Below are 20,593 nucleotides of genomic sequence, written 5' to 3' on the forward strand. Positions count from 1 at the left end.
CGCTCGGCACCTCCGCGCCCCCGTCGCGGAGGTGCCGGGCGAGCCCGTCCCGTCGGGCGGCCCGCCCGGACGCTCCCGGCGCCCGGGGCGGCACTCCTCCGCGGGGCGGCGGGTCGTCCGCCGGACCGGCCCCGGGGCAAGGCCGCGGGCCGGAACGGTGTCTGACGGTGCGTCGACGCCGGGGGTCTTCTAGAGTCGCCTGCGGCACGACCGTACGACTGTGATGCACGGAGCGAGAGGCGACAGCACCATGACCGAGCAGGCCCCCGAGCCCTACCTCCCCGTCGACGAGGACTGGACCACGGCACTGGCCGTCGTGGCCCACCCGGACGACATGGAGTACGGCGGCGCCGCGGCCGTCGCACGCTGGACCTCGCAGGGCAAGAAGGTCGTCTACGTGATGGTCACCAGCGGCGAGGCCGGCATCGACTCGATGAGCCCCGAGGAGTGCGGTCCGCTGCGCGAGGCCGAGCAGATCGCCTCGGCGCGGGTCGTCGGCGTCGACACGGTCGAGTTCCTCGGCCACCCGGACGGGGTCCTCGAGTACGGGCTGCCGCTGCGCCGGGACATCGCCCGGGCGGTGCGCCGGCACCGGCCCGACGTGGTGATCACCAGCAACTTCCGGGAGACCTACGGCGGGGTGTTCCTCAACCAGGCCGACCACATCGCGGTCGGACGCGCCACCCTGGACGCGGTGCGCGACGCCGGCAACCGGTGGGTGTTCCGCGAGCTGCTCGACGAGGGCCACGAGCCGTGGAACGGGGTGCGGCAGGTGTGGGCGGCGGGCTCGCCCGAGGCGCGGCACGCGGTGGACACCACCGACCACTTCGACCTGGGCGTCGCCTCGCTGGAGGAGCACAAGGCGTACCTGGCCGGGTTGGGCGGGGCGATGGCGGACGCGCGCGAGTTCCTGGAGGGCTTCGGACGCGGCGCCGGCAGCCGGCTGGGGGTGCGGTTCGCGGTGCCGTTCGAGGTGTTCCCGCTGCGGTAGGCGCGCGGGCGGCCGGCCCGTTCAGTCGCGGTCGGGGCCGGGTTCGGTGTCGTGCCCGGTGGCGGTGTCGGAGGTGGTGCCGGTGGCGCCGCCCGGGGCGCCGCCCGGCTCGGTGCCGGCGGGGTTCCCGTCGGCACCGCCCTCCTCCGCGCGCCGGCGCCGGTAGCGCAGCACCTGCCGGAGCAGGAAGGCCGCCACCAGCAGCCCGAGGCCGACGGCGAACCAGAGCTGGTAGCGGATCGCCGTCCGGTAGACGGTGCCGATGTTGGCCCCGGCCAGGTAGCCGAAGGTGCCCCAGACGCCCACCCACAGCACCGCGCCGAGCACGTTGAACGGCTGGAACCGGCGCCAGGGCATCTCCGTCGTGCCCGCGATGATGCCGTTGGTCTGGCGCAGCCCGTCCACGAAGCGGGCCACCGTGACGACCTTGGCGCCGTGCCGGGCGAAGAAGCCGTCCGCCCGCTCCATCCGCTCCGGGGTGAGCAGCACGTAGCGGCCCCAGCGGTGGACGAAGGCGCGCCCGCCGGTGCGGCCGATCAGGTAGCCCAGGCTGTTGCCGACGGTGGCGGCGACGACGGCGATCAGCAGGACGGCGGCGAAGTTCAGGTGGCCCGTCCCGGCGTACACCGAGGCGAGCACGAGGATGGTCTGCCCGGGCACCGGGATGCCGCAGTTGTCGAGCAGCACGAGCAGCGCCACCGCGAGGTACCCGTAGTGGTCCAGCAGTGGCGCGAGCCCGGCGAGCGCCCCGGGCAGCGGGGTCGTGGCGGCGGACACCGCTCCTCACCACCTCGTCCCGGTGGGGTGCGGGGCGGTGGGGGCGTCGGTCAGCGGTTCGTCGCGCGCGGCTCGATGTTGCAGTCCGGGCCGGGGTAGATCAGGCCCTGGTGTCCGTCCTCGAAGCGGACCACGTACGGCGGTTGGCCGTCGGCGCCGCGCACCTCGACGATCTCGCCCTTCTGGTCCACCATGCCCACCGACCTGCTGTGGATGTGGAGCTGGTCACCTACCGCTGCGTGCATGGTCTGCTCCTCGGGTCGTGGCGGCCGCCGCGCGGCCGTTCCGGTCCACGGTTTCCACTGTGCTGCCGCGGCGGCGGGCTCGCAACGCCTCGGGCGGGCGGGTCGGGGGCGGCGGGTGCGCTGCCGGCGGGGCCCGGTGGCGGGCCCGGGGCCGGTTCAGCGGGCGGGCGGCTGCTCGGTGAGGTAGCAGCGCACCAGCCGCTTGCACTCGGCGATCAGGGCCGGATCGCCGTCCGGGTCGCTGCGGAAGGCCAGTTTGAGCACCGCGTCGGCGGCCTCCAGGGCGACCCGCAGGGCCAGGGTGAGCGCCGCCGGGTCGGCCGCCGCGAACAGGTCCCCGCCGAGCGCCTGCAGGCGCAGCGCGACGGCGGTGTTGTTGTCCACGCCCGCGTCGAGCAGGTGCTGGTCGTCGTGGACCCAGGCGGGGAGGGCCGGTCCGGCGTCGGCGAGGCCGAAGTCGACCTGGCCGAAGCCGCGCACCGTGCGCTTCATGGCGACGAACTCGTCCACCGCGAGGTCGGTGAACCCGGCCGGGCCGAGCGGGGCGGCGCCCGCGAGCCGGCCGTCGAGCCGCTGGAGGTACTGGTCGAGGTTGCGGGTGGCGAGCGCCGCCAGCAGGTCCTCCTTGCCGGCGAAGAACTGGTAGAGGGTGCCGATCGGCACCTGGGCGCGCTGCGCCACCTCCTTGGTGGTGAGCGCTGTGGCGCCGACCTCGTCGAGCAGTCCGGCGCAGGCGTCCAGGATCCGGCCGTACCGCTCCTGGCTGCGCTGCTGGACCGGTCGCCGTCGGACCACGGGGCCGCGGCCGGCCGTCTGGTGACTCCTGGTGTCGGCGCTCATGACGTCACTCTGCCGTATCCGCTGTTCCGGCGGCCAATCACCGGTGCGGTGGCGCCCCCGAGTGCCCCGTGGGGAGCGGGTCGACCGGTGGCCGGAGCTGAACGGCACGGTGGCGGGAAGGTGTCCACGGGTCGGCCGTGGTCTTGTCGTGGACGCGAAGGCCGGTTCATACTCCTCACGCGGACTACTTTGCGTGATCAACTCGTGTCTCTTCGTGGTGACCCGTGTGTCAGCTGTGGCGACGACGGACGTCTCCGTCGCCACCCGAGGTCTGGATGGTCCCGTGCGACCCACCGAACCCGTTCAGGTCCGATCGACCGTGCCCGGTTGTGCGTCCCGTCGTCCGGAAGGAGGGGGTCCGCTCGGTGACGCCGTCCTCCCCGGGGCGTGAGGCCCTCTCCGGCGCGCAGCGCCGCCGGTTCCTCGAGTCCGGCTACCTGGTCCTGCCCGGCCTGCTGCCGGAGCCGCTCCGCTCGCGGCTCGTCCCCGAGGTCGACCGCTGGGTCGACGAGGGACTGCGCGCCGACTCGATCGCCGCCTGCGCCGACCCGACCGGGCGCGCGGCGCCCCCGCTGCTCGAACTGGAACTGCCCGCCCACGGCCGGCTCCTCACCCACCCGCCGCTGTTGCGCACCCTGACCGGCCTGATCGGCCCGTCCTTCGTCTTCCACCACCTGCACAGCGACCGCCAGGCGCCGGGGATCCCCGGCAAGCCCTGGCACCACGACCGCGAGCCCAACGACCGCTCCGACCCGTCGCTGCTGATGGTCCACGCGCTGCACTACCTCGGCGGGCTGGACGAGAACGTCGGCAGTCTGGCGGTGCTGCCCGGCTCGCACCGCCGCGTCGTCGGCAAGGCGTCCTTCGCCCACCACGGCACCCGCGAACTGGCCGGGGAGGTGGTCATCGACCGGCTGCCCGCGGGCTCCACCGTGCTGCTCGACTCGGCCCTGCTCCACACCCGCAGACCGGCGCCCGACGGCCCTGGCAGTCCCCGCTACTTCATCGACGCGTCCTACTGCCAGGTCGGCGCGCGCTGGCGCCCGGTGAAGCCGTACTGGCGCCAGATGCTCGCCCGGGCCCGCGAACTGGGGCTGGCGGGCGCCCAGTGGCCGGAGCTGTTCGCGGAACGGCACTTCACCGAGTACACCGGAACCGTCTGAGGAGGACCGCGTGGAGATCGTCACCGCCGTCGCCTACCCCGAGGTCCACGACGCCTACCTGCGGGACCACCCGGTGGAGCGCGCCCACGAGGCCAACAGCAACCCGGCCGGCGAGGAGAACCTCGAACGCGCCGACCGGATCCCCGGCGGCTGGTGGCGCGTCCGGCTCTCACGGGCGGACGTCCTCGGCGTCGTCCTGCCCTGGCACCTGAGCGAGGGCGGCGAGCGCGAACTCGTCCCCCGGTCCGGCCTGACGGTGGGCGAGGCGGCCGAGCGGATCCGCGCCGGCGGGGCCGACTGGTCCGGGGCGAACCCGGTCTGCGCGGCCAAGCTGCGGCTGCTCCGGTGGTCCCCGTTCACTCCGGTCTACCTCAGCACCGGCCCGGTCGACCACACCGACTACACGGACCTGCTGGTCCGGGAGGGACTGATCCACATCGACGGCCTGCACCGCATGCTGGCCTGGGAGCTGGCCGGGCGACTGCCCGGCCGGGCCCGGCTGGACGGGTACCTCGCGGGGGACCCCCTGCTCGTGGCGCCGGAGGCCCGGACACCCCGGGCGGACCGGGCCGCGCGGACGGGGGACGAGTCGGCGTGACCTCCGCGACGCAGCACGTCCGGCCGGCGCGGCCCCCGCGGGCCGCCCGGTCGCTGTCCGAGCTCCTGTCGCACCACGCCCGGGTCCACCCGGCCCGGACCGCCCTCACCGACGGCGTCCGCGCCCTCGACTACCGCACCCTCGACGCCGCGGCGGGCCGGATCGCCGCCCGGCTGACCGCCTCCGGCACCGGGCCGGGGGACCGGATCGCCCTGCTCGGGCCCCGGGACGCCCGGATGCTGGTGCTGCTGTACGGCGTGCTGCGCTCGGGCGCGGCCGCGGTGCCCGTCGACCCGCAGTGGTCGGCGGCCGACCTCGCCCGACGGCTGGCGGCCGTCCGGGTCACCCGGGTGCTCGGCACCGAGCCGGACGCCCGCTGCGGGGCGGAGCGGCCGGTGGAGGTGCTGGACGCGGAAGGGCCGCCCGGCGCACGGGCGGCCGCCGCCGAAGCCGCCGCGGGCCCCGGTACCGGTACCGGCCCCGCTGCCTCCGGACCCGCCGGGCAGGGCGACGACCCGGCGTACCTCTCCTTCACCTCCGGGTCGAGCGGCGAGCCCAAGGCCGTGGCCGTCACCCACGGCAACGCCGTCCACTACGCGCAGGCGCTGGCCGGGCGGCTCGGCTACACCGAGGCCGACGCCCCGTGCACCGCGCACGTCACCACCCTCGCCGCCGACCTGGGCCACACCGCCTGGCTGCTCGCGCTGGCCGTCGGCGGCTCGGTGCACGTCGTGCCGGACGCCGAGGTGCGCGACCCGGAGGCCTGTTGGGCGTCCCTGCGCCGCGCCGGGGTGACCGTGCTGAAGACCACGCCCTCGCACCTGACCGCGCTGCTGGAGGGCCGCCCGGCCGACGCCCCGCCGCTGCACACCGTGCTGCTCGGCGGGGAGGCGCTGCCGCGCCCGCTGGCCGCCACCCTGCTCGACACCGGCGCCACCGCGCGGCTGGCCAACCACTACGGGCCGACCGAGACGACCGTCGGAGCCACCTGCCTCCTGGCCACCGAGGCCCGCCAGCTGCCCGCCGACGAGCCGACCGTCCCGATCGGCACCGCGATCGGCGAGGTGCTGCTCACCCTGCTGGACGGCGACGGGCGGCCGGTGGCCGACGGCGGGGTGGGGGAGCTGCTGATCGGCGGACGCGGCGTCAGCGCCGGGTACTTCGGCCGGCCCGCCGAGACGGCGCGCAGCTTCGTCTGGCACGCCGGCGAGCTCCGCTACCGCACCGGCGACCTGTGCCGGCGCCGCCCGGACGGCAGCCTGGTCTTCGTCGGCCGGGTGGACCGCCAGGTGAAGGTCCGCGGCTACCGGGTCGACCTCGCCGAGGTCGAACGGGCCATGGACGGGTTCCCCGGGGTGGCCCGGTCGGCCGCGATGGTCCGGGAGACCGTGCTCGGGAACCAACTCGTCGGCGCGGTCAGCCTGTCGGGGCGCGGCCCCGGCCCGGAGGGGCTGGACGCCCACCTGCGCGACCGGCTGCCCGGCTACTCGGTGCCCCGGCCGATCCTGGTGCTGCCCGCGTTCCCGCTCGGGCCGAACGGCAAGCTCGACCGGGCCCGCCTGGCCGAGCTGGTGGGCGAACTGGTCGGCCGGCGCGCCGAGTCGGGGACCACCACGGGAGAGGACGACGGCCTGGCCCGCTCGATCGCCGCCTTCTGGGCGGGCGCGCTGGGCCTGCCCGCGGTCGGGCCGCACAGCGACGTGCGGGGCCTCGGCGGGGACTCCATCCTCGCCATGCGCACCGTCGCCCTGCTGCGCCGCCGGGGCCTGCGGGTGCACTACGAGGACTTCTACCGGCACCCGACGGCGCACGGCCTGGCGGCGGTCGCCGCGGCCGCACCGCCGGCTCCGGCCGCACCACCGACCCCGGGCACGCCGGCGACCCCGGTCACGCCGCCGGACGCGGGCGCCGCGCCGCCCGGCGACCGGGGGGCCCGACTCGCCCCGGCCCAGCGGTGGTTGTACCGCCAGAGCGCCGTCGACGACCTGCGGCACTGGAACCAGTCCGTCCTGCTGCGCTGCCGGAAGGCCGTCGACCCGCGCGCGCTGTCGGCGGCCCTCGGGGCGGTCCTGGAACGGCACCCGGCGCTGCGCCGGCCGGTCGGCCCGCAGGGCTACGGCGAGCCCCGGCCGGTGGCCGACCTCGACCCGCTCACCTTCTCCCGGCTCCCGGGCCCGGCGGGCCCGGTCGACGGGCCTACCGCCGACCCCCTCGCCGGGGCCCTCGCGGGAACCATCGCCGGGGTCTGCACCGAACTCCACCGCGGCATCGACCCCGCGGCCGGCCGGCTGCTGCGCGCCCACCTGTTCACCGGCCCGCCCGGCACCGACGACCGGCTCGCCCTGATCGCGCACCACCTGGTGGTGGACGGCCTCTCCTGGCGGATCCTGCTGGACGACCTCGCCCACGCCTACCGGGCGGCGCTCGACGGTGAGCCGACCGCCCTGCCGCCGGCCCCGGACTTCTACCGGTGGGCCGCCGCCGTGCCCGCCCCGGCGGACGAACCGCCTTCCGGCGCCCCGCCCGTCCGGCGCCCGTCCGCCCGGCCCCCGTCCCCGGCCGCCCCGGTCCGCGCGCGGCCGGCGGCCGTCAGCTGGGCGCTCGACGAGGCGGGCACCGCCCGGCTGGTCGCCCGGCACGGCGGGGGCGCCGGACTGGAAGCCCTCCTGCTGACCGCCTTCGCCGCGGCCGTCCCGGGCCGCGGTGCGCGGTCACGGCTCGCCGTCGAGGTGGAGACGCACGGCCGCGACACCGCCGGGGACCAGGGCGAGTTCCTGGACACCGTGGGGTGGTTCACCGCCGTCAAACGGCTGGAGGTGGACCCGTCGGCGGGCCCGGCGGCGGTGGCCGAGCGGCTGCGCCGGGCACCCGTGCGGCCCATGGACGCGCCCGGCGACCGCCCGGCCGCCGGGTTCAACTTCCTCGGTACCTTCCGGCTGCCCGACGAGCCGGCGCTGGACTGGACCGTCGCCGACGAGCAGGCCGGGGTGGCGCGCTGCACCGGTGGTGACCCGCTCTACGAACTGCGGCTCACCGCACGGGTGGTGGAGCGCCGGCTGGTCGCCGACCTGGTGTACGGGTGGCCCGCGCTGCCGCACCCGGAGGCGGAGCGGATCGTCGCGGGGTTCGCCGCCGCCGTGGCCGCCGAGGCCGGGGTGCGGCCCGCACCGCCGGTGCGGTGCCCGCTGTCGACCTCCGGCCAACCGCTCCACGCGGGCGCCCCGGTGGCCCCGCCCGCCCGGCCCGCGGCGCCCGGCCCGCTGGTGGTCCGCGAGCCCGTCCGGGTGCTGCTCACCGGCGCCACCGGCTACCTGGGGCGGCACCTGGTGGACGCCCTGCACCACCGCGGCGCCCAGGTCACCTGCCTGGTGCGGGCCGCCGACGACGCCGACGCCGCGCGCCGGCTGGGCGGCCTGCCGGACGCCGTCCGGGCCGTCGCCGGGGACATCGACGCGGAGGGGCTGGGCCTGTCCCCGGCCGGGCTGGCGCGGGCGCGGCGGGCGCAGGTCGTGGTGCACGCGGCCGCCGACGTCCGGCTGGTCGCCTCGCCCGACGAGCTGGAGCGGACCAACCACACGGCGGTGCGGCGGCTGCTCGACTGGGTCGACGAGCACGCCCCGACGGCCCGGCTGCACCACGTCTCCACGCTGGCCGTCGCGGGCGGCGTGGACGGCCCGCCGCGCCGGTTCAGCGAGGCGGACCTGCGGATCGGCCAGCACTTCCGCACCCCCTACGAGCGGAGCAAGTTCGCCGCGGAGCAGACCGTCCGGGCCTGGGCGGCCGGCGGCCGGTCCGCCTACCTGTACCGCAGCGGGCACATCGCGGCGCACAGCGGCACCGGCGCCTTCCAGGCCAACGTCGGCGACAACCGGATCTACCAGCTCGTCCGCGGCTACCTGCTGGCCGGGGTCGCCCCGCGCCGGCCGCACACCGCCTTCGGGTTCTCGTACGTGGACACCGTGGCTGCCGGGATCGCCGCGATCGCGCTGGACCCGTCCGCGCCGCCCGGCGCCTACCACGTGGAGACGCCGCACGAGACGCCGCACGACGACCTCGTCCGCTGGCTCGCCGCCCACGGCCACGCCGTCCGGCTCGCCGACGACGCGACCTTCGCGGCGGCGATCGCCCGCGCCGAGCGCGACCACCCGACGGCCGCCGGACTGGCCGCCGCGTGGGCGCTGCAGGAGGAGCGCAACGTCCTGGTGGACAGCGCGTACACCACCTCGGTGCTGGCGCGGTTGGGAGTCCGGTTCGCGGCGCCGACCCCGCAGTGGTGGTCGGCCGCGCTCACCTGGGCGGCCGGCGCCGGCTACCTGCCGCCCGCCCCCGCGCGCCACTGACCGCCCCGCGCCACCGACCCGCTCCCGCGCCCACCGCCCGCCCCGCGTCACCGACCCGCTCCCGCGCCCACCGCCCGCTCCGCGCACGCACCCGACGTACGCACCCCGCGGACCATCCGCGACCGACCGAGACCCACCCCCCGACCACGGAAGGCGGACCGCGTGTCCCAGCTCTCCCCGGTGCTCAAGCAAGCCACCCCCGTCGTCGCGACCCGCGGCGAGGGCCTCCACCTCTTCGACGCGGACGGCCGCCGCTACCTCGACTTCACCTCCGGCGTGGGGGTGACCAGCACCGGCCACTGCCACCCGCGGGTGGTCGAGGCGGTCCGCGAGCAGGCCGGCCGGCTGATCCACGGCCAGTACACCACCGTGCTGCACGACCCCCTGCTCGCCCTCACCGGCCGGCTGGGCGAGGTGCTGCCGCCCGGTCTGGACGCGCTGTTCTACGCCACGGCCGGCACCGAGGCGGTGGAGGCCGCGCTGCGGCTCGCCCGGCACGCCACCGGGCGGCAGAACGTGATCGTCTTCGAGGGCTCCTTCCACGGCCGGACGATGGGCGCGGCGGCGCTCAGCACGGCCGGCACCCGCTTCCGCGCGGGCATCGGCCCGGTGATGCCCGGGGTCGCGGTGGCGCCCTTCCCGAACGCCTTCCGCCTCCGGCTGGACCTCGGCCTGGGCGAGGAGGAGGCGGTGGCCCACGCCCTGCGCGGGCTGGACCAGGTGCTCGCCACCGTCTCCGACCCCGACGAGACGGCGGCGATGTTCGTCGAGCCGGTGCTGGGGGAGGGCGGCTACGTGCCCGCGCCGGCCGGGTTCCTGGTGGGGCTGCGCGAGCGCGCCGACCGGTACGGCATCCTGCTCGTGGTGGACGAGATCCAGACCGGCTTCGGCCGCACCGGCCGGTTCTGGGCCCACCTGCACCACGAGGGCGTGGTGCCGGACGTCCTGATCACCGCCAAGGGACTGGCCAGCGGCTTCCCGCTGTCGGCGGTCGCCGCGTCGACCGCGCTGATGCGCCGGGCCCGGCCGGGCTCGCAGGGCGGCACGTACGGCGGGAACCCGGTGGCCTGCGCCGCCGCGCTCGCCACGCTGGACGTCATCCGGGACGAGCGCCTCGTCGACAACGCCGCCGAGCTCGGCCCGCGTCTGCTCGACGGCCTGCGGGCGGTCGCCGCCGGAGCCCCGGCCGTCGCCGACGTCCGGGGGCTGGGGCTGATGGCCGGCAGCGAGTTCTGCCACCCGGACGGCTCGCCGGACCCGGACACCGCGCGGCGCGCCCAGCAGGCGGCGGCCGACCTCGGCCTGCTGCTGCTGACCTGCGGCGTCCACCTCAACGTGGTGCGGATGGTGCCGGCGCTGGTGGTCACGGCCGATCAGATCGACGAGGCGCTGGCGCTGTGGTCCAAGGCGGTCGCGGTGGCGGACGCCCGGTAGCGGAGGGACGGTGTGCACATGGACCACGACCACACGACGCCGGACGCCGGCACGGTGGCCGGGGCCGGCCGGGTGGCCGAGATCGGTTGGGGGAGTGCCGAGTTGGAAGCCCGGCGGGTGCTCTGGTCGCTCGCGCCGGACGACCGGGAACGGCGGTTGCTCCGGGCCGACGCGCGGGCCCGCCGCTGGGGCCCGGCGGAGCCCGTCCGGGCCCGGCTGCGCGCCTTCGTCGACGGCGCCACCCGCTCCGTCGGCCTCGCCCACGTCCGCGGGCTGTTGGACCCGGAGGAGCCGGAGGCGGAGGTCACGGCCGCACTGTCCTTCCTGCTGAGCGACTTCGGCGAGATCGTCCCGCAGAACGGCCGCGGCGACCTCACCCAGGTGCTGAGCGACCAGGACGGCGACGGGAACACCGAGCTCGGCTTCCACTGCGACACCTGCGACCTGCTCGTCCTGTTCTGCCTCCGACCCGCCTTCCACGGCGGGGGGTCGACCAAGCTGGCGAGCGCGCGGCACGTCCACGACCTGATCGCGCGGGAGCGGCCGGACGCCCTCGCCACCCTCGCCGAGGACTGGACCTTCGACCGGACCGGGCGGGCGGGCCCCCAGGTCGTGGTCTCCCCGATCCTCTTCGTGCAGAAGGACGGCACCGTCGGCTGCTACTACCAGACCCGCACCGTCCGCTCCTCGCCGGACCGCGGCGGACCACCGCTGACGGACCGTCAGTGGGAGGCGCTCGGCGTGCTGGACGAGGTGCTCTACCGCCCGGAGATCGCATTCGGCCTGCCGATGGCCGCGGGCGACCTGCTGATCATCCGCAACAGCCGCGTGCTGCACGGCCGTTCACCCTACGTGGACGAGCCGGGACCGAACGCCCGGCGGATGCTGCGGATCTGGATGAACACGGAGGCGTCATGACCGCCGCACGGACGCCGGACGGCCGGATCGCCATCGTCACCGGCGGCGGCAGCGGGCTCGGCCGGGCCGCCGCGCTGGCCCTGCTCGGCGCCGGCTGGTCGGTGGCGGTGGCCGGCCGGCGCAAGGACGCGCTCGAGGAGACCGCAGCCCTCGCACCGGTCGACCCGGGCCGGGTGCTGGCCTTCCCGACCGACGTCCGCAACCCGCAGGAGGTCGCCGCCCTGTTCGACGCCGTCCGCGAGCGGTTCGGCCGGCTCGACCTGCTGTTCAACAACGCCGGCGCCGCGGCTCCGCGCCGGCCCGTCACCGAGACCCCGCTCGCCGACTGGAACCGGGTGCTGGACACCATCGTCACCGGCGGCTTCCTCTGCGCCCGCGAGGCCTTCCGGGTGATGAGCACCCAGACCCCGCAGGGCGGGCGGATCATCAACAACGGCGCGCCCTCCGCGCACGTGCCCCGCCCCCACTCGGCCGCCTACACGGCCGCCAAGCACGCCCTCCTGGGCCTCACCCGGGTGCTGTCGCTGGACGGCCGGGCCCACGACATCGCCGTCGGCCAGATCGACGTCGGCAACGTCGCCCCGTTCGACGGCGGACCCCAGCCGGCCGCCCTGCAGGCCGACGGGCGGGCGGCGGTGGAGCCGACCATCCCGGTGGAGCGGTTCACCGAGGCGGTGCTGCTGATGGCCTCGATGCCCCTGGACACCAACGTCCACTCCCTGACCGTCCTGCCCACCACCATGCCGTACGTCGGAAGGGGCTGAACCGTGCTGGTCAGCGCACGCTCCTTCGCCGAGTACCGGGCGATGTTCGGGCTCACCGCCCGGGACCTCGGCGGGAGCGTCCTGGACTGCCCGGGCGGCGCCGGGAGCTTCGTCGCCGAGGCCGGCGGGCGCGGCGTCGACGCGGTGGCCGTCGACCGCGAGTACGCCCGCCACCGGGCCGAACTCGGCGCCCTCGTCGAGCGGGAGACCCGTCACAAGCACCCGGCGCTGCTGCGGGAGGCAGCGGCGTTCGTCTGGAGCTGGTACGGCCACCCCGACCGCCTGACCGAGCAGTGGATCGGCAACGCCCGCGCCTTCCGGGCCGACATCGCCGCCCGCCCGGAGCGCTACGTCGCCGGATCGCTGCCCGACCTGCCCTTCGCCGACGACTCCTTCGACCTCGTGCTCAGCTCGCACCTGCTCTTCTCGTACGGCAACCGGCTGGACGAGGCGTTCCACCTGGCGTCCCTGCTGGAGCTGGCCCGGGTCGCCCGCCGCGAGGTCCGGCTCTTCCCGGTCATGGTGTACGACACCGGCCGCCGCTACGGTCCGCTGGAGCGGCTGCGCTCGCAGCTCGCCGACGCCGGGATCCCGAGCCGCCTGGAACGGACGGCCTACGAGTTCCAGCCCGGGGACAACGAGCGGCTGGTCCTCTCCTGCGGCGGGTACCGGCCCCCGGTCCGAGCGGCCAGGCCCTCCGCGCCCGTCGACCCGGTCCGCTGGCGCCACCGGGAGGCCGCGCCGGGTCCCGGCCCCTGAGCGGGCGCGGCCCGCGGCCGCTCAGGGGCCGGGGCCGCGTCCCCCCGGCGCGGGGACCGGAGCGGCCGGTCCCCGCGCCGGGGCGTCAGGCCGGGAGCGGCCGCCGGTCGACCACCGTGCGCAGCTTGCCGCTGGTGGGCGTCCGCTCGAAGCCGGCGGCGCCGGTCGTCTCGACCGTGCACTCCAGCAGCCCCTCGGCCACGGCCGAGCCGAGCTCGGGGACGGCGGCCAGGAAGGCGGCGCGGGCGGTCGCCCGGTCCGGGGCGTACCGCTCGTCGAGCCGGACGACGGCCCGCTCGCAGTCGGCACCGGCGTCCAGGAGCAGCTGCAGCTCGCCCCGGTAGCCGAGTTCCTCCTCCGCCACCGCGACGAGGCGCCGGACGTTGAGGAAGTAGGTCCCGACCCGCACCACGTCGCCGTACCGGCCGAGGAGTTCGATCCGGGGGGTGTGGCTCCCGCACGGGCAGACGCCCTCGACCGTGCGGCCGAGGTCGCCGATCTGGTACCGCTCCAGGCGCTGCCCGGCGCGGGTGCGGCTGGTGAAGACCAGCCGGCCCGGCTGCCCGGCCGCCACCGGGCGGTCGGCCCCGGGGGCCAGGACCTCCAGGGTGTGCAGGTCGGTCAGGACGTGGTGGACCGAGCCCTCGGCGTGGCCGCACTGGTAGCCGAGCGGCCCCAGGTCGGTGCTGCCGTACGCCGCCGACCGGATCAGCTCGACGCCGAACTCCTCGGTGAGCACCCGGCGTTGCTCCGCGGTGAAGTGCTCGCCGCCGTAGAACACCTTGCGGATCCCGCCGTACCCGCGCAGCACGGCGGCCTCGGCGTGGAACAGCTGCCAGAGGTAGGAGGGCATGCCGAACACCGTGTCCGCCCGGTACGTCACCAGCGCCTCCGCGGTGGCGGCGTGGTCGGGGCCGGCGGCGATCGGGAACTGGGTGGCGTTGAGGCGCTCCAGGATCGAGAAGAAGCTGATGAAGCTGCCGTACATGCCGCCGCAGTAGAACAGGTTGGCGGCGCGGTCGCGGGCCGGGTCGAACCCGGCCGCGAGCAGGCCGTCCGCGGCGGCCCGCATCTGGGTGTCGTAGTCGGCGTTGGTGAACACCGACAGCGCCGGGGCGCCGCTGCTGCCACCGCTGCGGAAGTGGAGGTGGGCGTGCTCCGGCGCGAGCGTGCCCAGCTGCTCCTGCACCCCGGCCTTGTCCAGCAGCGGGCCGTTCGGCGCGGCGGGGACGGCGGCGGGGGCCGCCAGGTCGTCCAGGCAGGCGGTGGTGGTGAAGGCGGCGTCCGCCCGGACGCTGACCCGGCGGCTGTAGCGCTGGAGCGCGTACACGCCGTCGTGGGGCTCGCCGTGGTAGCCGTCGAGCATCCCGCCGACCGGGGTGACCCGCAGCACGCCGGCGGCGAGCACGGCCCGGGAGAGCCGGGCGACGTCGGCGCGGCTGCCCGCGATCGCGGCGGTCTGCAGGTACCGGCGCATCGGGCGCAGCACGGCCATGGCGCGGGTACGCGGCAGCGGCTTGACCCAGACGCTGCGGTGGAGCGGCGAGGCGGCCAGTGCCGAGCGGGTGTCGGCGAGGACGCGCCAGGAGCCGTCCGGCGCGGCGACGACCCGGGTGAGGCCGAGGTGCTCCTCCAGCCGGGCGAGCAGTTCGGTGGTGGTGATCTCGGCGTGCTCGGCCGGTTCGAGCTCGGGGCGGGGGATCGGGTCCGAGGCCGCGGCGAGGTGGGCCGCGAAGCGGTCGGCGAAGGCGAAGACCTCGCCGTCGTCCTCGGTGTCGAGGTAGACCACCTGGGGGCTGGAGCAGGCCTGCTGCTCCAGGCGGCAGACGTCGGCGGCGAGCGCGTCCAGCGTCGTCCCGTCCGACCAGGCGTCCCGGGTCAGGTACGCGAAGGAGATCCGGTGCCCCCACTCGACCAGGCGGCAGCCGGGCGGGACCAGTTCCGAGACCGAGCGGACGGCGTCCTCGCCGCCCCAGACCGCCACCGCGTCGGCGGGCTCGCACAGCAGCCGGAGCCACCCGGTGCGGGTGGAGGGGAAGCGCAGCGCGACGATCCGGCGGGCCAGGGCACCGGTCGGGTCGGCGGCGGCCAGCTCGGCGAGCAGGTGCTGGGCGAGCAGGGTGTCGGCGCTGCTGGTCTTCAGCACGTTGAGGTTGCCGGTGAGCAGGCCCTCGACGACGCTCAGCGGGGCCACCGCGGCGCCGTTGCCGGGGGCGATGTGGACCAGGAGCCCGACCGGCGCCCACGCCTCGAAGGTGGTCTCCCGCGCGTCGGGCCGGGTGAGCCGTTCGGGGCGCAGCCCGCCGAGCTCGCGGCGGAGCTTGCGTTCCAGGGCCGCCCGGGTGATCGCGTCGGCGATCTCGGCGAGGGTCTGCGCCGCCTCGTCCGGGGCGACGCCTCCGCGGGTGAGCTCGTCGAGCAGGCGGGTGCGGACCGGGCCGCCGGCGGTGCCGAGGGCGTCGGCGAGGCGCTGGCAGGCGTCCAGCACCAGTTCGGTGGGCAGGGGGTCGGCCAGGACGCGGGCGGCGAGCCCGGGCAGGTCGGCCAGCCGCCGGGCGGCCTCGTCGTCGTCGATGAACGAGCCCTGCCAGAAGTGCGTCCCGGCGGGCGTCACCGGTCCGGTGGCCGCGGGCCCGGTCGCCGCGGGGTCGGTGGTCGCGGTTTCGGTGGCCGCGGGTTCGGTGGTCACGGGTTCGGTGGTCACGACATTCCCTTCAGGAGTTCGGCGGCCGCCGCCGCGCAGTTGCGGTTCCGGCTGACCCCGGCGCGGCCGTGGACGGTGAACCACGGAGTGGGCAGCGGGCAGGGGCATTCCTGCGGGGCGTGCAGCGAGGCGAGGTCCCCCATGACGACGCTCTGCGCCGGCACCGAGGTGATGTAGGGGGAGACCAGGTGGAGGAAGCCGCGCTCCCCGTACGGCAGCGGCTCCAGGGTGCGGGTGTCGCGTACGGCGGCCCGCGACCAGACCGGGACGTGCAGGCGGTGGTGGCCGCACTCGACGTACGGCACGCAGTGCTCGACCGAGCCGAAGGTGTCGCGGATCCGCTCCGGGGGGACGCCCAGCTGCGCGGTGACGTCCGCGTAGAACTCCTCCTTGCCGATCTGCCGGTCGGTGTGCCCCTTCCACCCGCCGCCGAGCAGTACCAGCGAGCCGGCCGGCAGCTGGACCGGCGGCAGGCCGAGGGCGCGCATCCGCTCCAGGGTGAAGTGCAGGAACGCGGGGAAGCCCAGGATCCGCACCGGCAGGCCGTCCCCGGCGTACCGCCGCAGCGCCTCGATGCAGCCGTGGACGTCGAACTCGTGGCCGCTCCCGGTGTGCCGCAGCGCGTGCGTGGTGTGGTTGGCCGGGGCGAAGTCGCACAGGTAGTTGTCGGTGAACGAGGTGCCGAGCTTCAGCTGCGGCGCCGGCTCGTAGCTGTACAGCAGGTAGTTGACGGGCTGGTCGGGGGTGATCCAGCCGTAGTGGTCGAAGATCCGGGCCACCATGCGCTGCGCGGAGCGGATCGTCCAGGTGTCGAAGAACATCTGGGACTTCTGGCCCGTGGTGCCGGAGGAGGTGAGGTGGAGGTGCACCTCCTCCCGGGGGATGGAGAGCACCTCGTGCCGCTTGAAGAAGTTGGCGTGCACCAGGGGCGTGCGGACGCCGGTGCCGACGCTCGGCGCCGGGGTCTCGGCGGGGCCGTCCAGCAGCGAGCGGAGGAAGGGGGAGCGCTGTGCGTGCCACGCGTTGGCCTCGGCCATCGCGGCGGCGAACAGGGCGTCCGGCTCCGGCCCGGCCGCGTAGGGGGAGGCCAGGTCGCACAGCTGCTGGACGTGCGGGAGCGCGGCGGGGTCGGGGACGCCGACCGGCGCGAGATGGGGGTTCACGGGACGGACGGTCACGGGGCAACCTCGGAAAGGGGTAGGTAGGTCGAGGTCCAGGCGGTCAGGTAGGCCAGCAGGTAGGGCTGGAGCGGCTCGCTGACGGCCGTGGTCCTGAAGTCGATCTGACGGCTGGTGCGGGACAGCACCACGTAGTCGTGGAACCGGTCGCCGATCCGGCGCATCGCCGGGTAGAGGGCGCTGGGGACGAACCCGGCCGCCAGGAAGGCGTCGAGCCCGGCCGTGTCGGCCAGCGGCAGCAGGGTCTCGACGTAGTCGGCGCCGGCGCGGGTGACGGCCGCCATCAGCGGTTCGAGCGCTCCGGCGACGGCCGCCGGGGACGGGTGCACCGCGACCAGCGAGCAGCTCGCCGCGGACCGGTCCAGATCGGCGTACGCCTCGAACGCGCCGTCCGGCGGGGTGAGCACGGTGTTCGGGAGGTGCAGCGGGAAGAACCGCTCGCCCGGGTCGGGGAAGTGCTCCAGGAACCGGCGGCGGACGAAGCCAGGCGCGTTGATGAGCTCCATCGGCGCGGTCACCGGCGCGCTCCGCGCGACGGGCCGGGCGGGCCCCTCGGCGGCGCGCGGCCGACCGTACCCGACGCCGGTGCTGCGCCGGGCCGCCTCGAGGAGGGGGAGCAGCGCTCCGGGCACCTGGTCGACGCCCTGGCGCCGGGTCAGGACGCCGTCGGCGTGGCGGGCGAACAGTGCGAGGCTCTCGCACCCGGCCACCTCGACGGCGTTCGGCAGCAACCCGAGGGCCTGGAACCCGTTGCGGGCGAAGACCTGCTGCGGACCGGGAGTGACCACCCGGACGGTCGCGTAGACCGAGTCCACGGTGCCGGCGGCGAAGGCGTCGGCGCAGACCGCCGCGGTCAGGCGGCCGGCCAGTCCGCCGCCCCGCTGTTCGGGGTGGACCGCCAGGCCCACCAGCTTGCCGATCCGGCCGCCGGGGTCGGTCTGCACCGCCACCGAACCGGCCAGCTGGTCGGCGCCGTCGTGCCGGGCGGTCAGCCAGTGGGTGTGCGGGTCGTCGATCCGGCGGCGCATCTCCTCGGGATCGCTGCCGAGCGCGACCGGGTAGCCGTGGCCGTAGACGTCGAAGTAGAGCTGGCGCAGCTGTGCGACGTCCTGCGGGGCGGCGGGCGCGATGGTCATCGTCACGGTCATCGCCCGCCCCCGATCGGCTCCGCGGACACCGCGGTGGCAGCGGCCGTGACCGTGGTTGTGGCCGCGTCGGCGTCTGCGTCGGCGTCCGTGGCCGGTGTGTGCCGGCGGCCGGTCCACCACAGCGCGGCCGCGACGGGCAGCACGCCGACGGCCTGGACCAGGCACAGCGTCCGCGCCGGGAGGTGGTCGCCGAGCAGGCCGAAGACCAGGGACGACACCGGGAAGGTCGCCCCCAGCAGCGCCTGCATCACGGCGAAGAAGCCGGGCCGGTCCTCGGCCGGGACCATCCGCTGGAACAGCGCCACGAACCGCACGCCGATCACGCCGACGCACCAGCCGGCGAGCGCCATCGACCCCACGGCCGTGGCCTGGCCGGCCCGGTCGCCGACCAGACCGGGCAGCCCGAGGGCGGCGGCCATCAGGGCCAGGCACCCGGCGCCGACCGCGGTCGGCGCGCCCGGGAGGCGGCCTCCGGTGAACGAGCCCACCAGCGTGCCGGCGCCGAGCGCCGCCTCCAGGGCGGCGACGGTCGACCCGTCGGCGTGCAGCACCGTGCGGGTGTACAGCGGCATCACCACGAACACCGCGGTGGTGAAGACGTTCGCCGCGGTGAAGCAGAGCAGCACGCGCCGGATGAACGGCAGTTCGGCCAGGATCCGGCGCAGCGGCCGCCCGGCGGCGGGCGCCGCGTCGGTGGTCGGTGCGTCGGTGGTCGGTGCGTCGGCGGTGGCCGCCGCTGCGGGGGTGGCCGGGAACCGGGTCACGCCGATCACGGCGGCCGCCAGCAGGTAGGCGCCCGCGCACCCGGCGACGACGCCCGCCAGGCCGGTGGCGTCGACCACCAGCGGGCCCAGCAGACCCCCGGCGAGCCCGGCCAGCGACTGGGTGGCGAGCTCGAAACCGGTCGCGGCCTCGATGTCGGCGTCCTCGACGAGTTCGGGGACGGCGGTGGTGAGGCAGGGGTCGAAGACCGCCTGGCAGCCGGCCAGGACCAGCGCGGCGCCGTAGGTGACGAGCGCCGGCGGCGTCGTGGCGGACGTCCAGGCGGCCGTGCCGAGGGCGACCAGACCGGCGACGGCGGCCGAGACGCCCAGGACGGCACGGTGCGGGCGGCGGGCGATGAGCCCGGCCACCAGCGGCGCCAGGACGACCGCGGGCAGGGTGCTGACGGCGAGGAAGGCGCCGGAGGCGAGGCCGCGGTCGGAGCCGGCGGCGTGGGCGATCAGCCACCACACCGCGCCGACCTGGAACATCCGGCCGGCGGCCTGGGTGAGCACCTGCGCGGCCCAGACGGCGCCGAACCGCCGGTTGCGCAGGACGAGCGGGGTGCGCCGGGCGGGTGCGCCGGCCGCCCCGGTGGCGGTCACGCGTTCGGCCGTTCGTCGAGGACGCGGATCAGCTTGCCGGTCCGCGCGTTGACGGCGAGCTCGGCCCGGCGCACCCACTGGACGGAGAGCGGGTGCACGTGACCGGCGGCGACGGCCTCCGGGTACAGCGGCCGTGCCGCGTGGAGCCCGGAGGTCACGGCGTCGGCCAGCTCGGCGAGCCCGTCGGGGTTCCCGTCGTGGGCCAGGCGCAGCAGCAGTCCGTCGCGGGCCTCCCAGCGGCGCACCACCAGCTGGACGCCGTTCACCCGCTCGGCCGGGTCGGCCGCGCGGACGAGGTCGAGCACGTCCTGGGTGTACAGCGAGACCGGGCCCACCCGGACGCCCTCCTGGGCGCGGCCGAGGATGCGGAACCGTCCGGCGGCGGCGTCGGTCCACTCCGCGCGGTCCCCGACGGGGTAGCGCAGTACGGGCATCAGCCGTCGCCGCAGGTCGGTCACCACGACCCGGCCGGGCACCCCGGCGGCGGTGATCGGTTCGCCGGTGTGGTCGTCGAGGATCTCCACCACCGTCTCCGGGGCGAAGACCCGGTGCACCCGGGTGTCCGGGCCCGGCACGGGCCGGCCGAGCAGCCCGGCGTCGACGGCGGCGTAGCCGATCGAGGAGACCCTCGCGTTGGGGAACACGGTGCGCAGCAGGGGCAGTTGGTCCTGGTAGAGGCCTTCGCCGCCGAACAGCAGCAGCTCCACGCGGGGGAGCGCGCGGCCGGAGGCCAGCAGGTGGTCGGCGAGCGCGCAGAGCGTGGTCGGGGTGCCGGCCACGACCTCGACCTCGAACTGCTCCAGGGTCTGCGCGGTGGACTCCAGCGGTGCGGCCCCGCCGATCGGCAGCCGGACGTTGGAGACGGGCGAGCGGTGCAGCGAGTCGAGGATGAAGGTGTAGCTGGCGTAGAGGTCGCCCGCGTAGAAGAGGTCGGCGACCCGGTGGCCCGGGCGCAGTCCGGCGTCGACCAGTCCGGCGCCGAAGGAGGTGGTGAACTCCCGCCACTCCTCCCGGCTGTAGAAGGAGAACTTCGGCGAGCCGGTGGTGCCGCCGCTCTTGAAGACGACGGCTTCTTCCAGCGGCCCGGTCAGCAGCCGGTTGTGGCGGGGCGTGTTGGCCTGCCAGTACTCGGCCTGCGGGACGACCGGGAGGTCGGTGAGGGCCGTGGTGCGGTCGGGCAGGCCGGTGTAGAGGTCGGCGTAGAAGGGCGAATTGCGGCGTGCGAAGCGTATGAGCTCCGCCAGGGGTTGAACGGGCATCAGTTCCTGCTTTTAGGCATGCGAGGGCCGGGCGAGGCCGAGTGGTGCACGGCTGCGCCCGATGGGTCGGAGGCGATGGCCGGGACCGCGGTCGGCGGAATTCGATTC

16 protein-coding genes are annotated in these 20,593 nt (G+C 76.1%); 8 read left to right on the plus strand and 8 right to left on the minus strand.

What is annotated here, in order from left to right; genetic code table 11:
- Positions 1-250: 250 nt before the first annotated feature.
- Positions 251-991: a PIG-L deacetylase family protein gene (locus ACFYUY_RS35285; protein WP_360215260.1), complete on the plus strand. Its 741-nt coding sequence runs from the start codon at positions 251-253 to the stop codon at positions 989-991.
- 21 nt (positions 992-1,012) lie between these two features.
- On the opposite strand, the gene ACFYUY_RS35290 is transcribed toward ACFYUY_RS35285, so the two are convergent.
- The 3 genes from ACFYUY_RS35290 to ACFYUY_RS35300 all read right to left on the minus strand — a co-directional run bounded on the left by ACFYUY_RS35290 (position 1,013) and on the right by ACFYUY_RS35300 (position 2,853).
- Entirely contained in the window at positions 1,013-1,768 is a 756-nt protein-coding gene (locus tag ACFYUY_RS35290) for a DedA family protein (RefSeq protein WP_387906933.1), read from the minus strand.
- 50 nt (positions 1,769-1,818) lie between these two features.
- On the minus strand, positions 1,819-2,013 hold the full coding sequence (locus ACFYUY_RS35295) for a DUF1918 domain-containing protein (protein WP_360215266.1): 195 nt from the start codon (positions 2,011-2,013) through the stop codon (positions 1,819-1,821).
- 156 nt (positions 2,014-2,169) lie between these two features.
- Positions 2,170-2,853, minus strand: a complete 684-nt coding sequence (locus tag ACFYUY_RS35300; protein ID WP_360215269.1) for a TetR/AcrR family transcriptional regulator — start codon at positions 2,851-2,853, stop codon at positions 2,170-2,172.
- A gap of 365 nt (positions 2,854-3,218) precedes the next feature.
- Here ACFYUY_RS35300 and ACFYUY_RS35305 point away from each other — a divergent pair, with 365 nt between their 5' ends.
- From ACFYUY_RS35305 to ACFYUY_RS35335, 7 genes are all read left to right on the plus strand, one after another.
- Complete coding sequence (locus ACFYUY_RS35305; protein WP_387906936.1) at positions 3,219-4,016, plus strand: phytanoyl-CoA dioxygenase family protein; 798 nt, start codon at positions 3,219-3,221, stop codon at positions 4,014-4,016.
- Between the two features lie 10 nt (positions 4,017-4,026).
- On the plus strand, positions 4,027-4,614 hold the full coding sequence (locus ACFYUY_RS35310) for a DUF6309 family protein (RefSeq protein WP_387906938.1): 588 nt from the start codon (positions 4,027-4,029) through the stop codon (positions 4,612-4,614).
- Positions 4,611-8,954 (plus strand): amino acid adenylation domain-containing protein, encoded by a 4,344-nt coding sequence (locus ACFYUY_RS35315; protein ID WP_387906941.1) that lies wholly within the window; start codon positions 4,611-4,613, stop codon positions 8,952-8,954. Before ACFYUY_RS35310 ends, ACFYUY_RS35315 begins: the two co-directional genes overlap by 4 nt.
- Positions 8,955-9,116: 162 nt before the next feature.
- Complete coding sequence (locus ACFYUY_RS35320) at positions 9,117-10,388, plus strand: aspartate aminotransferase family protein (RefSeq protein ID WP_387906943.1); 1,272 nt, start codon at positions 9,117-9,119, stop codon at positions 10,386-10,388.
- Between the two features lie 18 nt (positions 10,389-10,406).
- The gene (locus ACFYUY_RS35325; protein WP_387906946.1) at positions 10,407-11,306 is read left to right on the plus strand and encodes a TauD/TfdA family dioxygenase; all 900 of its coding nucleotides are present in this window, start codon (positions 10,407-10,409) and stop codon (positions 11,304-11,306) included.
- Complete coding sequence (locus tag ACFYUY_RS35330) at positions 11,303-12,070, plus strand: SDR family oxidoreductase (RefSeq protein ID WP_387906949.1); 768 nt, start codon at positions 11,303-11,305, stop codon at positions 12,068-12,070. Before ACFYUY_RS35325 ends, ACFYUY_RS35330 begins: the two co-directional genes overlap by 4 nt.
- A 3-nt stretch (positions 12,071-12,073) precedes the next feature.
- On the plus strand, positions 12,074-12,829 hold the full coding sequence (locus ACFYUY_RS35335) for a class I SAM-dependent methyltransferase (protein ID WP_387906952.1): 756 nt from the start codon (positions 12,074-12,076) through the stop codon (positions 12,827-12,829).
- Between the two features lie 85 nt (positions 12,830-12,914).
- Here ACFYUY_RS35335 and ACFYUY_RS35340 read toward each other — a convergent pair whose 3' ends face one another.
- The 5 genes from ACFYUY_RS35340 to ACFYUY_RS35360 are packed head-to-tail and all read right to left on the minus strand — an operon-like array spanning position 12,915 to position 20,485.
- Positions 12,915-15,533: an acyl-CoA reductase gene (locus tag ACFYUY_RS35340; RefSeq protein ID WP_387906954.1), complete on the minus strand. Its 2,619-nt coding sequence runs from the start codon at positions 15,531-15,533 to the stop codon at positions 12,915-12,917.
- A complete protein-coding gene (locus ACFYUY_RS35345) occupies positions 15,530-16,696 on the minus strand; it encodes an acyl-protein synthase (protein ID WP_360222232.1) in 1,167 nt (388 codons plus the stop codon). Before ACFYUY_RS35345 ends, ACFYUY_RS35340 begins: the two co-directional genes overlap by 4 nt.
- A gap of 11 nt (positions 16,697-16,707) precedes the next feature.
- Positions 16,708-17,859: a GNAT family N-acetyltransferase gene (locus ACFYUY_RS35350; protein WP_387906957.1), complete on the minus strand. Its 1,152-nt coding sequence runs from the start codon at positions 17,857-17,859 to the stop codon at positions 16,708-16,710.
- A complete protein-coding gene (locus ACFYUY_RS35355; protein WP_360222238.1) occupies positions 17,856-19,226 on the minus strand; it encodes an MFS transporter in 1,371 nt (456 codons plus the stop codon). The genes ACFYUY_RS35350 and ACFYUY_RS35355 overlap by 4 nt, the downstream gene beginning before the upstream one ends.
- A complete protein-coding gene (locus tag ACFYUY_RS35360) occupies positions 19,223-20,485 on the minus strand; it encodes a phenylacetate--CoA ligase family protein (RefSeq protein WP_387906959.1) in 1,263 nt (420 codons plus the stop codon). Before ACFYUY_RS35360 ends, ACFYUY_RS35355 begins: the two co-directional genes overlap by 4 nt.
- Positions 20,486-20,593: the final 108 nt, after the last annotated feature.

This window comes from Kitasatospora sp. NPDC004745, assembly GCF_042873275.1.
Taxonomy (GTDB): Bacteria; Actinomycetota; Actinomycetes; order Streptomycetales; family Streptomycetaceae; genus Kitasatospora.

Bases quoted from the DNA above. Each gene is read 5' to 3' on its own strand.
- ACFYUY_RS35285 (WP_360215260.1), top strand. From the start codon at position 251: ATGACCGAGCAGGCCCCCGAGCCCTACCTCCCCGTCGACGAGGACTGG.
- ACFYUY_RS35295 (WP_360215266.1), bottom strand. From the start codon at position 2,013: ATGCACGCAGCGGTAGGTGACCAGCTCCACATCCACAGCAGGTCGGTG.
- ACFYUY_RS35300 (WP_360215269.1), bottom strand. From the start codon at position 2,853: ATGAGCGCCGACACCAGGAGTCACCAGACGGCCGGCCGCGGCCCCGTG.
- ACFYUY_RS35325 (WP_387906946.1), top strand. From the start codon at position 10,407: ATGGACCACGACCACACGACGCCGGACGCCGGCACGGTGGCCGGGGCC.
- ACFYUY_RS35330 (WP_387906949.1), top strand. From the start codon at position 11,303: ATGACCGCCGCACGGACGCCGGACGGCCGGATCGCCATCGTCACCGGC.
- ACFYUY_RS35350 (WP_387906957.1), bottom strand. From the start codon at position 17,859: ATGACCGTGACGATGACCATCGCGCCCGCCGCCCCGCAGGACGTCGCA.
- ACFYUY_RS35360 (WP_387906959.1), bottom strand. From the start codon at position 20,485: ATGCCCGTTCAACCCCTGGCGGAGCTCATACGCTTCGCACGCCGCAAT.